Source organism: Variovorax sp. GW821-FHT10D07 (assembly GCF_059415325.1).
The window spans coordinates 608,974-623,697 of record NZ_JBWKMZ010000003.1; the positions used below are offsets into that span (position 1 = coordinate 608,974).

Genomic DNA, 14,724 nt, shown 5'->3' on the forward strand with positions numbered 1-14,724 from the left:
GCTGCCTCAGCGCTTGGGCGCGGGCGTCTTCGGCTTGTAGTCGCAGTACTTCGACACCGCGCAGTCCCAGCAGCGCGGCGTGCGCGCCACGCAGACGTAGCGCCCGTGCAGGATCAGCCAGTGGTGCGCGTGCAGCCGGTATTCGAGCGGCACGCGTTTCTCGAGCTTGAGCTCGACCTCCAACGGGTTCTTGCCCGGCGCCAGCCCTGTGCGGTTGCCGACGCGGAAGATGTGGGTGTCGACCGCGATCGTGGCTTCGCCGAAAGCCACGTTGAGCACCACGTTGGCGGTCTTGCGGCCCACGCCGGGCAGGGCCTCGAGCTCGGCGCGGGTGCGCGGCACCTCGCCGCCGTGCTGTTCGACCAGCATGCGGCAGGCCTCGATCAGGTGCTTGGCCTTGCTGCGGTACAGGCCGATGGTCTTGATGTAGCCCTCCAGGCCCTCGACGCCGAGGTCGAGGATCGCCTGCGGCGTATTGGCCACGGGGAACAGCTTGCGCGTCGCCTTGTTCACGCCCACGTCGGTGGCCTGCGCCGACAGCAGCACGGCGGCCAGCAGCTCGAAGGGCGTGCCGTATTCGAGTTCGGTCTCGGGCGTGGGATTGGCGGCCTGCAGGACGGCGAAGAAGGGCGCGATGTTTTCTTTTTTCATGGGGCGGGACAAAGGCAGGCGCAATATATCGCTGAAACGGGAATGACCTACGCAACTTAATTTCCCGCGGCTTTCGCCACAATGGCGGCCAGAAAGTGAGACTGACCATGCAATTCGCCTCCCGCCTCGACAACGTCGAAACCTCCGCCATCCGCGAACTCTTCAAGCTGCTGGGCAAGCCCGGCATCATCAGCTTCGCGGGCGGCTTCCCCGACAGCGCGATGTTCGACGTCGAGGGCCTCAAGGAGGCGAGCCAGAAAGTGCTGGCCGAGGAGGCCGGCGGCGCGCTGCAGTACGGCGCCACCGAAGGCTACGAGCCGCTGCGCGCGCAGCTCAGCGCTTTCATGAAGACCAAGGGCGTCGAGGTCGATCCCAGCGGCCTGATCGTCACCACCGGCAGCCAGCAGGCGCTCGATCTGCTGGGCAAGACCATGATCTCGCCCGGCGACAAGGTGATCGTCGAGGGTCCGACCTTCCTGGCCACCATCCAGTGCTTCCGCCTCTACGGCGCGCAGCTCATCAGCGCGCCGATCGACGCCAACGGCGTGAAGACCGACGAGCTCGAGAAGCTGATCGCCGAGCACAAGCCCAAGTTCGTCTACCTGATCCCCACCTTCGGCAACCCCAGCGGCGCGATGCTGAGCCTGGAGCGCCGCAAGAAGGTGCTCGAGCTGGCCGTGAAGTACCAGACGCTGATCGTCGAGGACGATCCCTATGGCGACCTCTACTTCGGCGAGGCGCCGCCCCCGTCGATCATGGCGCTGAGCAAGGACGTGCCCGGCAGCCGCGAGCTGCTCGCGCACTGCGGCAGCCTTAGCAAGGTGCTGAGCCCGGGCCTGCGCATCGGCTGGATGATCGCGCCGGCCGAACTGCTGGCCAAGGCCACCATGTGCAAGCAGTTCAGCGACGCCCACACCAGCACCTTCTCGCAGGCCACCGCGGCCCAGTACCTCAAGAGCGGCCGCATGCCGGCCACGCTGGCGCACGTGCGCGAGGTCTACGGCCAGCGCGCCAAGGCCATGGGCCAGGCGCTGCAGCGCGAGCTCGGCGACGCGGTGAGCTTCACCCAGCCCAATGGCGGCCTGTTCTTCTGGGCCCGCCTCACGGGCGCCAACGGCAAGCTGGCCAATGCCAACGAACTCGCCAAGCGCGCGATCGAGAAGCTGGTTGCCTTCGTGCCCGGCGCGCCGTTCTATGCCGAGAACCCCGACGTGGCGACCCTGCGCCTGAGCTTCGCGACCGCCGACGTGGCGAAGATCGAAGAGGGCGTCAAGCGCCTCGGCCAGGCGCTGTAAAGCCGGCTGTCAGGGCGAGCGGTGCAGCCGGGGCGCCGCGAGCAGCGCCAGGTTGTCCGCGATGGCCGCATCCACGTTCGGATAGCGGCCCTTCATCTTCGAGAGCGTCATGATGGTCTGCAGCGCCTTCAGGTCCTTGACCGAGGGCGCGACCTTGATCTGCGCGATGGCCGCGGTGGGATTGCCACCGTTGATCAATGCCATCACCTTGCTTGCCCAGTCGTTCGCGCGCGCCATGTCTTTCACCTGCTTTCCGTTGAGCCGCCGACTGTACACAGTGGCACGGCGGGGCATTGGTTACCATCACCCATGAGAAAAACCTTCCAGCTTCAGGTCGAGGGCAAGCACCCCGACCGCCTCCTCGAAGCCATCAAGCACGAAATCCGCAAGTACATCAAGCGCGAGCGCGGCCATGCACTGCCGGCCGGCGCCGATTTCTGGGACTTCGATTGCCGCTTCGGCAGCACCGCCGACAACGCCGAGACGATCCACCTGTCGGCCATCACCGCCAGCATCGACCACGTGGTCGCCGAGGGCAGCAAGCAGTTCTACCTCGAGATCCTCGCGAAGCCGGCCACGCGCAAGGCGCGGCCGGCGGAACCGTCCGACGCTGAATAGTCCTACGGTCATCGAGCGCGCATGGAGGCAAGGCCCTCCTGGCGCCCGGTGGTAGAAAACCGGTTCGACGGGCGATGACCGGCATCGCCTTCCCCTCCACGGTCGATACGGGGCATTGCATGATCAAGACGGCGGCGAAGTCATTCCTGGGAGCACTCGGCTACACCATGCAGCGAACGTCGACCGCACAGGCGGCGCGCGCCGATATCGACGCCGGCCTGGCCGAGATCGGCGCGAAGACACGGCGGATCGATCAGCTCGAAGCCACCCTTGCCGACGGCGCGATGCGGTTGGCGTCGCTCGAGCGGGACCTCGCCCACGCCCACGGCGGCTTGGAATCCCTGGGCCTGCGGGCGCCGTTCACCTGTCCCGCGTGCGGCGGCCATGAGGCGCTCAAGATGCTCAAGCACTCCCACGGCGACCTGGTCAAGTGCTCGGGCTGCAAGGCGCAACTGATGTGGCCGCTGCCGTCCAACGAGGAACTGGCCGCCATCTATGGCGCCCGGAACGCCTTCACCGACATCGGCGACGACGATGTGGCGCGCTACCGGGCCGATCCGTCGGACAAGGCCAACCATGCCCGGCACATTGCCCGCATCCTCGAGCGATTCGGCCAGCCAGGCGATGCCACCGTGATCGAGGTCGGCTGCATGCACGGCCTGGTCATGCTGGAGCTCGGAAAGCTCGGGTACGACTGCATCGGCGTCGACCCCTCGCCCGAAGGGATCGCGTTTCTCAACGCCAATGGAGGGCGCGGCTACTGCGGCACCCTGTCCGATGCGGCCCTGTCCCTGCCGCGCGCGAACGCGGTGGTGAGCTTTCATGCACTCGAGCACATGCCCGATCCCTATGCGGCGCTGCGGCGCATCCATGATCTGTTGCTGCCGGGCGGCGTGCTCGACATCGCGGTGCCCTGCTGGGGCGGACTGGTCGCGCAGCGACAGCTCGACCGATGGAAGTGGTTCGCGCCGCCGTTCCATCTCCACTATTTCACCGAGGAGGCCTTGCTGCCCTTCCTCGCGTCGATCGGCTTCGAGGTGCGCGAACTCACCGGCGTGACCGGGGAACACGAGGTCGACGAGCTGTCCGATGCCTTCGGCCTGAAGGAGGCATTGCCGCCCGCCGAACGGCTGGCGGCGATGGACCTGATGCGCAAGCTGCGGCTGGGCGAAGCCCTGGAAGTGACGGCCGTGCGCGTCACTCCCGCCGCCTAGGTCATCGGGTCAGCGCCTGCGCCAGCCGCAGGCCGTGCCGCTGCTCCACCTCTTGCAGCGAACGCGCGATCGACGGGTGCAGCCGCACCCCGTCCCTCGATTGCGCCTCCCGACGCTTCAACCCGCCTTCGCCCGGCAGCCGCACCGGCTTCGCCGGGTCGATGGGCGCATTGCCGCGGCAGCGCTCGGCGACCTCGTCCATCTGCCGCAGGAAGGCCGCCTTGCCGCCGAAGGCATGCAGGTCGTGCAGCGTGACGTGCACGGTCGCGCCCCAGCCCTCGGGCGGGTCGGCGCGGCCATGGCCCGCGAGGCCGCCGGTCAGCGCCTCGACCAGCAGCGCCATGCCGTAGCCCTTGTGGCCATGGCTCAGGCCGCCCACCGGCAGCAAGGTGCCGGGCGGGCTGTCGAACAGCACCTGCGGATCGTTCGAGGGCCGGCCCTGCGCATCGATCAGCCACTGCTCGGCGAAGGTCTCGCCGGCCGCGCGCTTGCGGTTGCTCATGCCGTTGGTGGTGATCGAGGCCGAGATGTCGACCATCACGCCGCCCTGCGAGAGCCCGAAGCCCAGCGCCAGCGGGTTGGGCGTGAACACGGCCTGCGTGCCGCCGAAGGGCGCGACGCTCGCGGTGTTGGGGTCGGAGCAGGCCAGCAGCATCAGCATGTCCTCCTGCAGCGCGCGCAGCATGTAGACCGCGAGGCAGGCGATGTGGTGGCTGCGGCGGATCACCAGCGAGGCGGTGCCGAGTTCGCGGGCGCGCGGAATCAGCAGGTCGAGGCCTTGCTCCATGAGCCACGGGCCGGGCAGGCGCCGGCCGTCCCACAGCACGGCGGCGGGGCGGTCCGACAGCACCTCGGGCACGCCCTCGCGCGCCATGCCGCCCGCCTCGAGCTCCTTCGCATAGCCCGCGAGCAGCGCGAGGCCGTGGGTGTCGTGGCCCAGCAGATCGCCCTCGACCAGCGTGCGCGCCACGCTCGCGGCCATCGGCGCGGCGAGGCCGCACTTCTGCAGCAGGGCATCGGCATAGGCGACCAGCGCCGGCGCGTTGTAGAGGGGGGCTTCGGACGAGGAGGCGGCTTGGTTCATGCCGCCATTCTGGGTCACTCGGGCTTGATGTTGGCGATGGCCGCGATCTTGCGGAAGCGCGCGATCTCCTCGAGGTGGAAGCGCTGCATCTTCTCGGGCGGGTAGGGCATGAGCTCGGCGCCCGACTTGCGCACGAAGGCGCGCGCGTCCTCGGTGGCCAGCGTCTTCTGCAGCGCCTCGGCGAGTTTGGCGGTGACGTCGTCGGGCGTCTGCGAGCGCACGTAGAACGACACCCAGCTGTACTGCACGTATTCGTTGAAGCCCTTCTCGCGGATCGTCGGCACGCTCGGCAGGTCGGGGTTGCGCGCCTCGCCCGAGACCGCGAGCGGGCGCAGCTTGCCGCCCTTGATCAGCGGCATCGCGCCGCCGAGATCGACCAGCGCGAAGTCGAGTTGGTTGCCGATCACGTCGGTCATGATCGGCGCCTGCCCCTTGTAGGGCACGTTGGTGAAGTCGCCGCCGGCCACGTTGGCGAGCCAGGCGGCCGCGAGCTGGTAGCCCGCGGAGTAGGTGCCGACGGTGAGCGACTTGCTCTTGCTGGCGGCCAGCAGCGCCTCGATGCTCGCGAACGGCGAATCGTTCGAGACCACCACCACGTTCATGCCGCGCGTCAGGCCCGACACCGGCTTGTAGTCCTTCACCGAGTCGTAGCCCAGGTCCTTGATGGTCAGCGGGTTCACTGCCATCGGCGAGTTGCTCGCCAGCAGCAGCATGTAGCCGTCGGCCGGCGCGTTCTTCACCTGCTGCAGCGCGATGATGCCGTTGGCGCCGGGCTTGTTCTCGACCACCACCGCCTGGCCAAGCTGCGCGGCGAGCTGGTCGCCGAAGTAGCGCGCCGAATTGTCCGAGCCGCTGCCGGGCGTGAACGGCACCACGATCTTGATCGGCCGCGTAGGGAAGGCCGTGCCCTGCGCGAAGGCCGGTCCCGCCACCGCCGCGCCCGCCGTTCCCGCCAATGCCAGCAACAGCCGGCGCCTGCTTGTCTCCATCTTTTTGCTCCTGAGTTCGTGACTGAACCGGTCGTTCGCCGACCTGCCCGGGCTTCGGGCTGGCCAAATAATAATACATATGTGCTTTTAAAAAACATGTATCTGTTATATCGTTGAAAAAGAACAGCCAGACAGGAGTCCCATGAGCACCGCAGCGAATCCGCCCGACCTCTCGATCCACCGCGCGGGCCACACGGCCACGGTGGAGATGTGCCGGCCGCCCCACAACTTCTTCGACCTCGCGCTGATCTCGGCGCTGGCCGAGGCCTTCGAATCGCTGCAGGCCGACCCGGCATGCCGCGCCATCGTGCTGGCGGCGCAAGGGCGCTCCTTCTGCGCGGGGGCCGATTTCTCGTCGCCCACGCCCGCGGCCGGCGCGCGGCGCGACCCGGGCGAGCTCTACCGGCAGGCGATCCGGCTGTTCGCGGTGACCAAGCCGGTGATCGCGGCGGTGCAGGGCCCGGCCGTGGGCGGCGGACTGGGGCTCGCGCTGGTGGCCGATTTCCGCGTCGCCTGCGCCGAGGCGCGCTTCAGCGCCAACTTCGCGCGCCTGGGCTTCCACCCGGGCTTCGCGCTGAGCCACACGCTGCCGCGCCTGGTCGGCGCGCAGCAGGCCGCGCTGCTGCTCTACACCGGCCGTCGCATCGACGGCGCCGAGGCGCTGCGCATCGGCCTGGTCGACGAGCTGGCGCCGCAGGACCAGGTGCGCGAGCGCGCCCAGGCGTTGGCCGAGGAGATCGCGATCTCGGCGCCGATCGCGGTCGAGTCGACGCGCGCGAGCCTGCGCGCCGGGCTGGTCGAGGCGGTGCGCGCCGCGGTCGAGTGCGAGGCCGGCGAGCAGCGCCAGCACTTCCAGACCCAGGACTTCCGCGAGGGCGTGGCCGCGATGGCGCAGCGCCGCGATCCCGTCTTCGGACGCCATTGAGCCGCGCCGGAGCACGCCATGATCGATTTCGCACTCGATGAAGAACTCGCGCTGGTGGCCGAGACGGCCCAGCGTTTTTCCGACCAACAGCTGCTGCCCTCGCAGCGCGCCTTCGAGGCGCAGCGCGCACTGCCCGAGGCCCTGCGGCGCGAGGCGGCCCAGATCGGCTTCGACCGCATCGACTGGCCCGAGTCCGCGGGCGGTGCCGGCCTCGGCGCGCTCGCGCGCGTGCTGGTGACCGAGCGGCTCGCGGCCGGCTGCCCGGGCGCGGCGCTGGCGCTGCAGCCGATCGGCGCGGTCGCGCAGGCGCTGCGGGCCTTCGGCGGCGAGGCGGCGCTGCAGCGCCATCTGCAGCCGCTGCTGGCGCGGCCCGATGCGCGCGCGGCGCTGGTGTTCGATGCGCGCGGCCAATGGACGAGCGATGGCGATGCGCTGAGCGGCCATGCGGCCTGGCTGCCGACCGACCGCGTCGACCTGCTCGCGGTGCTGAGCCGCGACGGGCTGCGCCTGGTCACGCAGGGCATCGCGCTCACCGAACTGCCCGGTGCCGGCCTGCGCGCCGCGGGCGCGAGCGAGCTGCGCCTGGACCGCGCGCCGGTCGAGGCCGCGTGGACCGACCCCGCGGCCGCCGCGCTCGCGCTGGCCCATGCGCGCGTGCAGCTCGCGGCGCTGCTGGTCGGCCAGATGCATGCGGCGGCCGACTATTCGCGCCGCTACGCGCTCGAACGCGTCGCCTTCGGCAAGCCGATCGCGCACCACCAGGCGCTGGCTTTCCTGATCGTCGACATGCACAGCGCGGTGGATGCCGCGCGCCAGTTGCTGCACGAGGCCGCCTGGCGGCTCGATGCCGGCCGGCCCGCGCGCGAGGCCGCGGCCACGGCGCTGATCGAGGCGATCGAGAACGCGGTCTTCATCGGCGCCAACGCGGTGCAGATCCTCGGCGGCGCGGGCTTCATGCGCGACTACCCGGTGGAGAAGCAGCTGCGCGAGCTGCGCGCGCTGGGCCTGCTGCTCGGCGGCGCCGATGCCGCGCGCGACGACGCCCTGCCGGCCGCGATCGCCGCGCCGATCGACTTTCTTGCCACCACCGACGCAACGACCCAGGGAGCCTGAGATGGATTTTTCGATCAGCGCGGACGACCAGTCCCGCCTGCAGACCCTGCGCCGCCTCGGGCGCGACGAGATGCGGCCCGCGGGCTGGCGCGCCGACCGCGCGGGCGCACCGCTGCCGGTGGACGACCCCTTCTTCGTGCGCATGCTGGCCGAGGGCTTCGGCCGCACGCGCTGGCGCGCGGCCGACGCGGCGCCCGACGGCACCGATGCGCCCGCGCCCAACAAGGCCGGCTCGGCCGTGGCCCAGGTGCTGCTGGCCGAGGAGGGCGCCTACTGGGACCGCGGCATCGGCGTCGCGCTGCCGGGCCCGGGCCTGGGCGAACCGCCGATCCTCTCGATGGGCACGCCCGAGCAGAGGCAGCGCTTTCTCTCGCCCTTCGTGAATCCGCAGCGCCCGATCTGGGGCGCCTTCGCGATGACCGAGCCCTCGGGCGGTTCCGACGTGGCCAACATCAAGACCCGCGCGCGGCGCGACGGCGAGCACTGGGTGCTCGACGGCGCCAAGTCCTTCTCGGGCAACTCGGGCCGCGCCGAATGGACCGTGGTGTTCGCCACCATCGATCCGGCGCTGGGCCGTGCGGGCCACCGCGCCTTCGTGGTCGAGCGCGGCACGCCGGGCTTCGGCGACTTCCGCATCGAGAAGAAGATGGGCCTGAAGGCCTACGAGTCGACCTCCTTCTTCCTCTCGGGCTGCCGCGTGCCCGCGGCCAACCTGCTCGGCGGCGAGGCCTACTACGAGCAACGCTCGGGCGGCTTCAAGGGCGCGATGAACACCTTCAACGCGGGCCGCCCGGCCATCGCCGGCATGGCGGTGGGCATCGGCCGCGCCGCGCTCGACGAGGCCGCGGCCTTCATGCAGGCCCAGGGCCTGGCCTCCGACCTGCGGCTGCGCGACCGGCTCGAGCGTTCGCGCCGCAAGCTCAAGGCCGCGCTGCTGATGGCGCTGCGCGCCGCCTGGCTGGCCGACCGGCGCCAGCCCAACATGCTCGAGGCCTCGGCCTCGAAGGCGCTCGCGCCGCCGGCCGCCTTCGAGGCCACGAGCTTCGCGATGGAGGTGCTGGGCCTGGCGGGCGGCCGTGGCGACCACCTGATCGAGAAGCTGTTTCGCGACGTGAAGGCGCTCGACATCGTCGAGGGCACCGGCCAGATCCAGCGCGTGGTGATGGCGCGGCATCTCGTGGGCCTGCCCAACTGAATCCCTCTTCCTTTCTCCCTATGACCGATACGACTTCCAATGCGCCCTCGGGCCCGCTCCAGGGCATCCGCGTGCTCGACCTCACGGCCGTGGTGCTCGGCCCGCTGGCCACCCAGATGCTGGCCGACTACGGCGCCGACGTGATCAAGGTCGAGCCGCCCGAGGGCGACATGATGCGCGCCAACGGCATCTCGCAGCACCCGGGCATGAGCTCGATCTTCCTGGCCGTGAACCGCAACAAGCGCTCGCTCGCGGTCGACCTCAAGTCACCCGAGGGCGTGGCCGCGCTGCGCGCGCTGATCCCGCAGGTGGACGTGGTGGTGCACAACATGCGCGTGGCCGCGGTCGAGCGCCTCGGGCTCGGCTACGAGGCGGTGGCGAAGCTCAACCCCAAGGTGGTGTATTGCGCCGCCACCGGCTTCGGCCAGGACGGCCCGCACCGCGACAAGCCGGCCTTCGACGACATCATCCAGGCCGCCTGCGGGCTGGTGGGCGTGGGCTCGGTGGGGCGCGAGCAACCCGACTACACGCCCAGCCTGATCGCCGACAAGACCACCGGCCTCGCGGTCTGCAACGCGGTGCTGGCGGCGCTGCTGCACCGCGAGCGCAGCGGGCAGGGCCAGTACGTCGAGGTGCCGATGCTCGAGACCATGGCGGCCTTCGTGCTGGCCGAGCACATGGGCGGCATGACCTTCCAGGGCTCGGCGGTGAAGGCCGGCTATCCGCGGCTGCTCGAGGGCGGGCGCAAGCCGGCACGCACGCGCGACGGCTGGATCAGCATGCTGCCCTACACGGAACGCCACTGGCAGGCCTTCTTCGTCGAGGTCGGCCAGCCCGAGCTGGCCGAGCGCTACAGCATCGCCAACCGGCAGGAGCGCAATGCGCAGGTGCGCGCGCTCTACGGCCACCTGCGCGAGCTGTCGCCGCTGAAGACCACGGCCGAGTGGATGGCGCTGTGCGAGAAGCTCGACATCCCGGCCACGCCGATCTATGCGCTCGACGACCTGCCCGCGCATCCGCACCTGAAGGCCGTGGGCCTGTTCGAGGACGCGCAGCACCCGACCGAAGGCCCGATCCGCCAGCTGCGGCCCACGGCGCGCTTCTCGGCCACGCCGACGCGCGTGTATCGCCAGGCGCCCACGGTGGGGCAGCACACCAGCGAGATCCTGCGCGAGGCCGGCCTCGGCGAGGAAGCCATCGCGCGGCTCAAGGCCAGCCGCGCGGTGGCCGGCGAGTGAGGGGCGGGGCATGAACTTCGAACTCGACGACGAGCACCGCATGCTCAAGGACCTGGTCGCGCGCTTCGTGCGCGACGAGCTGCTGCCGCTGGAGCCGGCGGTGCTGAAACGCGAAGCCGAGGGCGGGCAGCTGATGCTGATGCCCGAGGAGCACGAGCGGCTCGATGCGCTCTCGCGCGAGCTCGGCCTCTGGGGGCTCGATGCGCCGGCCGAACTCGGCGGCTCCGACCTGCCGGTGACGGCGATGGTCGGCGTCAACGAGGAACTCGGCAAGACCATCGTGCCCTACGACCTGCCGCCCGATTCGCCGAACCTGCGCATGCTGCTGAAGACGGCCGACGCGGCGCAGACCGAGCGCTATCTCGCGCCCTATGCGCGCGGCGAGACGGTCTCGGCGATCGCCATCTCCGAGCCCGGCGCGGGCGCCGATCCGTCGGCGATGGGCACGCGCGCCGAGCGCGACGCGCAGGGCAACTGGGTGCTCAACGGCCGCAAGATCTGGATCAGCCGCGCCGCGCGCGCCGACTGGACCATCGTGATGGCCGTGACCGACAAGGCGCTCGGCTCGCGCGGCGGCATCTCGGCCTTCATCGTCGACAAGGACACGCCGGGCTTCATCGTCGAGCGTCGCATCCCGATGCTCGGCGGCGTGTCGACCTACGAGGTGGTGCTGCAGGACTGCCGCGTCGGCGCCGGCCAGCTGCTGGGCCAGGAAGGGCAGGGCTTCGCGCCGATGCAGGCGCGGCTGTCGAGCCGGCGCGTGCAGATGGCGGCCTGGTGCATCGGCCGCGCCCAGCGCGCGCTCGACATGGTCTGCGAGTACGCGCCGATGCGAAAGACCTTCGGCGCGCTGCTGTCCGACCGCCAGAGCGTGCAGTGGGGCGTGGCCGATGCCGCCACGCGCATCCACGCCTGCCGCCTCATGACCTACGAGGCCGCCGCGCGCATCGACCGCGGCGAGGAGGCGCGCTCGCAGGTCTCGATGATCAAGGTCTACGCCACCGAGATGGCCTGGGACGTGATCGACATGGCGATGCAGGTCTTCGGCGCCATGGGCATGACCAAGGAAATGCCGCTGCAGCAGATGGCCAACGAGACCCGGCTGATGCGCATCTACGAAGGACCCAGCGAGGTGCACCGCTGGGTGGTGGCGCGCGAGCTCTTGGGCTCGCGGCGCTGAGAACAAAGAAACCAGGAGACGAACCATGAGTGATTTCTCTCGCGACCGCCGCCGGCTGCTGCTCGGCACCGGCGCGGCGCTGGCCGGTGCCGCGAGCCTGCCCGGCCGCGCGCGGGCGCAGGCCTTTCCCTCGCACGCGATGCGTTTCATCGTGCCGTTCCCGCCCGGCAGCGGCACCGACATCACGGCGCGCCTGTTCGCCAAGGGCATCGGCGACCTCTCGGGCCAGGCGGTGACGGTGGAGAACAAGCCCGGCGGCAACGGCTTCATCGGCGTGCAGACCGCGCTGAATCCGCCGCACGATGGCCACACGGTGTTCATCGGCAGCAACTCGACGCTGACCACCAACGCCGCCACCTTCCGCAAGCTGCCCTACGACCCGATCGTCGACTTCGCGCCGATCACGCTGCTGTCGCGCGGTGCCTGCCTGGTCATCGTGCCGGCCGCCTCGGCCCACCGTTCGCTGGCCGACCTCGTGGCGGATGCGCGCAAGCGGCCGGGCAAGCTCAACTACGCCAGCGGCTCCATGTCGTACACGCTCTATTCGGAGTGGTTCAACGAGATGGCGAAGATCAAGACCGCCGGCATCAACTACAAGGGCGCGGGCGAGGCCGTCAACGCGGTGCTCACGGGCGAGGTCGATTTCGCGGTGGTCGATGCCACCGGCGCCAACGAGCTCGCGCGCTCGGGCCGCGTGCGGCCGCTGGCCTTCACCGCGCCCAAGCGCTCGATCGTGCTGACCGAGGTGCCCACCGTCGGCGAGGCCGGCTATCCCGACTACCTCGCGTTCAACTGGGTCGCCGCCGCCGTGAGTTCGAAGGCGCCGCCGGCCGCGCTCGAGCAGCTCGGCGCGCTGTTCGCGAAGGCCGCGCAGACGCCCGAGATCCAGGCCTATTACCGCAAGCAGGGCACCGAACTGATCATGTCCTCGGCGCCCGAACTGCGCCGCTACCAGGCCGAGGAGATCGAGCGCTGGAAGCGGCTGATGGGCATCACCGGCATCGAGTTGCAGTAGCATCGCGCGCGGTCCGGCCCGGGCGGTCGAGCGCGCAACATGCCGGCTGGGACCGCGGAGAACATGAAGTGGAGCAATCGGTCATCAAGACGGCGGGGCGGGTGTTTCAGGTGCTCGAGTACCTGCGGGAGGTGCGGCGGCCGGTGACGGTGCGCGAGATCTCCGAGCGGCTCGGCTACCCGCTGTCGAGCGCGCAGGTGCTGCTCAAGAGCGTCGCCACGCTGGGCTACCTGCGCTACGACTCCTCGCTGCGCGCCTACCTCGCCACGCCGCGCCTGGCCTCGATCGGCGACTGGGTGATGGACTCGATGTTCCAGGGCGGGCAGTTGCTCACCGTGCTCGGCGACATCGCACGCGAGACCGGCTTCACCGCCATCCTCGCGGTCGAGAACGACATCTACGCGCAGTACGTGCACGTGATCTTCGGCAGCCGCGCGATCCAGTTCAACGTGCAGCCCGGCACGCGCCGGCTGCTGTGCATGTCGGGCACCGGCTGGGCGCTGCTCGCGGCCAGCAGCGACGACCACGTGGCGCGCACCATCCATCGCAGCAATGCGCGCCTCAAGCCCGGCGGGCAGGACGTCGATGCCGACTACGTGAAGGCGCGCGTGCAGGAGACGCGCGAGCGCGGCTATGCGTTCTCGCGCGGCGTGGTCACCGAGGGCATCGGCATCATCGCGCTGGGCTCGGCCTCGAGCGCCTCCGGCGCGCGCTTCGCGGTCGGCGTGGGCGGCCTGGTGGAGCAGCTCGAGCGCGCGGCCGACACCGTGGTTCCGTCGATGCGCGAGCGGCTGCTGGGCACCGCGGCCAAGGCACCCGCGGCCGGCAGCCCGGCCTGACCGATCAGGGTCGGACGACCTCGAGCAGGCGGTCGAGCCCGCCTTCGTTGATCGCCACCATCGCCTGCTCGCGCACCTTGGGCTTGGCGTGGTAGGCCACCGACAGCCCGGCCTCGCCCAGCATCGGCAGGTCGTTGGCGCCGTCGCCGACCGCGATGCATTCCTGCGCCGAGATGCCCATCAGCGAGGCCACCTCGAGCAGGGTGCGGCGTTTCTCGGCGCCGTCGCAGATGTCGCCCCAGCTCTGCATCGCGACCTGGCCCGTGAGCTGGCCGTCGGCTTCGTCGAGCAGGTTCGAGCGCGCGAAGTCGATGCCCAGGCGCTCCTTCACGCGGTTGGCAAAGAAGGTGAAGCCGCCCGAGACCAGCAGCACCTTGAGGCCCGCCGCCTTGCAGGCCGCCACCAGTTCGGCCGCGCCGGGGTTGAGCTTCAGCCGCTCGTCGTAGACCTGCTGCAGCGCGCCGACCGGCACGCCTTTCAGCAGCGCGACGCGGCGACGCAGGCTTTCCTTGAAGTCCTTGATCTCGCCACGCATCGTGGCCTCGGTGATCGCGGCCACCTCGGCCTTCTTGCCGGCGGCATCGGCGATCTCGTCGATGCACTCGATGCTGATCAGCGTCGAGTCCATGTCGAAGGCGATGAGTTTGAAGTCGGCGAGTTGGAGCGGCGGTGTGAAGCGCTGGAGGACGAGGCCGGAGGAGGAGGGGGCAAGGGTCATTCAGTGATACCAGTTCTCGACGCGCAGGCCGGGCACGCGCGAGAACTCGCTGACGTTGCGGCTGACGACGATCAGGTTGTGCGCCATCGCGATGCCCGCGATGAGCAGGTCATAGGGGCCGATCGGCGTACCGGCCTGTTGCAGGTGGGCCTTGATCTGTCCGGCCGATTCCGCGCTCGCGTTATCCAGGGGCAGGACGCGCAGGCGCTGCACCAGCTCGTCGAGCAGCGCACGCTGCGGGCCCGGGTTGGCGGACTTGGCGAAACCGAACTCGAGTTCGAACAGATTGATGGCGCACAGATTCATGTCCGCATCGGGCGTGTCATTCATGCGCACGCGCACACCGCCCGTGCCGCGAAAGGCGTAGATGAGGGTGTTGGTGTCCAGCAGGTACTTCACAAGGACTCGCGCGGCGTATCGGGAGGCAGGTCCTTGTGCATGTCCTCGGTCAGGGGGAATTCGTCCCAGGCGGCTTTCTGCTTGTCGGCTTCGGCAAAGAAGCTCTGCCAACCGGTCTTCTTGCCGCGCTGCCCTTCACGCGCCACCAGCAGGGCGAACCAGCGGCTCAAGGGCAGGTTCGCCGCCGCCGCTGCCGCGCGCGCTGTTTTCTCGGACTCTTCGTCCAGGTAGATCGTGATTTGGGACATGGC

General features: G+C 70.0%; 17 protein-coding genes. 10 read left to right on the plus strand and 7 right to left on the minus strand.

The genetic code is table 11. The annotated features are described in order from the left end of the window. Nucleotides 1–6: 6 nt before the first annotated feature. Nucleotides 7–651: an endonuclease III gene (gene nth, locus AC07PU_RS13215; protein ID WP_093342312.1), complete on the minus strand. Its 645-nt coding sequence runs from the start codon at nucleotides 649–651 to the stop codon at nucleotides 7–9. 107 nt (nucleotides 652–758) lie between these two features. On the opposite strand from nth, the gene AC07PU_RS13220 reads away from it, so the two are divergent. Further along, nucleotides 759–1,946, plus strand: a complete 1,188-nt coding sequence (locus AC07PU_RS13220; protein WP_209541394.1) for an aminotransferase-like domain-containing protein — start codon at nucleotides 759–761, stop codon at nucleotides 1,944–1,946. Between the two features lie 9 nt (nucleotides 1,947–1,955). Here AC07PU_RS13220 and AC07PU_RS13225 read toward each other — a convergent pair whose 3' ends face one another. Continuing rightward, a complete protein-coding gene (locus AC07PU_RS13225; RefSeq protein ID WP_093342309.1) occupies nucleotides 1,956–2,183 on the minus strand; it encodes a hypothetical protein in 228 nt (75 codons plus the stop codon). A gap of 72 nt (nucleotides 2,184–2,255) precedes the next feature. Between AC07PU_RS13225 and AC07PU_RS13230 the strand changes: the two genes are divergently transcribed. Beyond that, the gene (locus AC07PU_RS13230; protein ID WP_495318000.1) at nucleotides 2,256–2,564 is read left to right on the plus strand and encodes a DUF6172 family protein; all 309 of its coding nucleotides are present in this window, start codon (nucleotides 2,256–2,258) and stop codon (nucleotides 2,562–2,564) included. Nucleotides 2,565–2,638: 74 nt separating this feature from the next. Then, nucleotides 2,639–3,778, plus strand: coding sequence for a class I SAM-dependent methyltransferase (locus AC07PU_RS13235; RefSeq protein ID WP_495318002.1), 1,140 nt, complete (start codon nucleotides 2,639–2,641; stop codon nucleotides 3,776–3,778). A gap of 1 nt (nucleotide 3,779) precedes the next feature. Here the strand turns inward: AC07PU_RS13235 and AC07PU_RS13240 are convergent, their stop codons facing one another. Then, nucleotides 3,780–4,862, minus strand: coding sequence for an Ldh family oxidoreductase (locus AC07PU_RS13240; RefSeq protein WP_495318004.1), 1,083 nt, complete (start codon nucleotides 4,860–4,862; stop codon nucleotides 3,780–3,782). 14 nt (nucleotides 4,863–4,876) lie between these two features. Beyond that, the gene (locus AC07PU_RS13245) at nucleotides 4,877–5,851 is read right to left on the minus strand and encodes a tripartite tricarboxylate transporter substrate binding protein (RefSeq protein ID WP_495318006.1); all 975 of its coding nucleotides are present in this window, start codon (nucleotides 5,849–5,851) and stop codon (nucleotides 4,877–4,879) included. 142 nt (nucleotides 5,852–5,993) lie between these two features. On the opposite strand from AC07PU_RS13245, the gene AC07PU_RS13250 reads away from it, so the two are divergent. The 7 genes from AC07PU_RS13250 (at nucleotide 5,994) to AC07PU_RS13280 (ending at nucleotide 13,356) form a co-directional block, all read left to right on the plus strand. Beyond that, nucleotides 5,994–6,776 (plus strand): enoyl-CoA hydratase/isomerase family protein, encoded by a 783-nt coding sequence (locus AC07PU_RS13250; RefSeq protein WP_495318008.1) that lies wholly within the window; start codon nucleotides 5,994–5,996, stop codon nucleotides 6,774–6,776. An 18-nt stretch (nucleotides 6,777–6,794) separates the two neighbouring features. Further along, on the plus strand, nucleotides 6,795–7,889 hold the full coding sequence (locus tag AC07PU_RS13255) for an acyl-CoA dehydrogenase family protein (RefSeq protein ID WP_495318010.1): 1,095 nt from the start codon (nucleotides 6,795–6,797) through the stop codon (nucleotides 7,887–7,889). 1 nt (nucleotide 7,890) lies between these two features. Then, nucleotides 7,891–9,084 (plus strand): acyl-CoA dehydrogenase family protein, encoded by a 1,194-nt coding sequence (locus tag AC07PU_RS13260; protein ID WP_495318012.1) that lies wholly within the window; start codon nucleotides 7,891–7,893, stop codon nucleotides 9,082–9,084. A gap of 20 nt (nucleotides 9,085–9,104) precedes the next feature. Next, complete coding sequence (locus AC07PU_RS13265; protein WP_495318014.1) at nucleotides 9,105–10,322, plus strand: CaiB/BaiF CoA transferase family protein; 1,218 nt, start codon at nucleotides 9,105–9,107, stop codon at nucleotides 10,320–10,322. A gap of 10 nt (nucleotides 10,323–10,332) precedes the next feature. Further along, nucleotides 10,333–11,502, plus strand: coding sequence for an acyl-CoA dehydrogenase family protein (locus AC07PU_RS13270; protein ID WP_495318016.1), 1,170 nt, complete (start codon nucleotides 10,333–10,335; stop codon nucleotides 11,500–11,502). 25 nt (nucleotides 11,503–11,527) lie between these two features. Beyond that, entirely contained in the window at nucleotides 11,528–12,517 is a 990-nt protein-coding gene (locus AC07PU_RS13275; RefSeq protein WP_495318018.1) for a Bug family tripartite tricarboxylate transporter substrate binding protein, read from the plus strand. Nucleotides 12,518–12,585: 68 nt separating this feature from the next. Beyond that, nucleotides 12,586–13,356, plus strand: a complete 771-nt coding sequence (locus AC07PU_RS13280; protein WP_177239289.1) for an IclR family transcriptional regulator — start codon at nucleotides 12,586–12,588, stop codon at nucleotides 13,354–13,356. Between the two features lie 4 nt (nucleotides 13,357–13,360). On the opposite strand, the gene serB is transcribed toward AC07PU_RS13280, so the two are convergent. Genes serB through AC07PU_RS13295 form a run of 3 tightly spaced genes read right to left on the minus strand, consistent with a single transcriptional unit; the run spans nucleotide 13,361 to nucleotide 14,721 of the window. Next, the gene (gene serB, locus AC07PU_RS13285) at nucleotides 13,361–14,074 is read right to left on the minus strand and encodes a phosphoserine phosphatase SerB (RefSeq protein WP_495318021.1); all 714 of its coding nucleotides are present in this window, start codon (nucleotides 14,072–14,074) and stop codon (nucleotides 13,361–13,363) included. Continuing rightward, nucleotides 14,075–14,473 (minus strand): type II toxin-antitoxin system VapC family toxin, encoded by a 399-nt coding sequence (locus tag AC07PU_RS13290; protein ID WP_495318023.1) that lies wholly within the window; start codon nucleotides 14,471–14,473, stop codon nucleotides 14,075–14,077. Then, nucleotides 14,470–14,721, minus strand: a complete 252-nt coding sequence (locus AC07PU_RS13295; protein ID WP_143129128.1) for a CopG family transcriptional regulator — start codon at nucleotides 14,719–14,721, stop codon at nucleotides 14,470–14,472. Before AC07PU_RS13295 ends, AC07PU_RS13290 begins: the two co-directional genes overlap by 4 nt. Nucleotides 14,722–14,724: the final 3 nt, after the last annotated feature.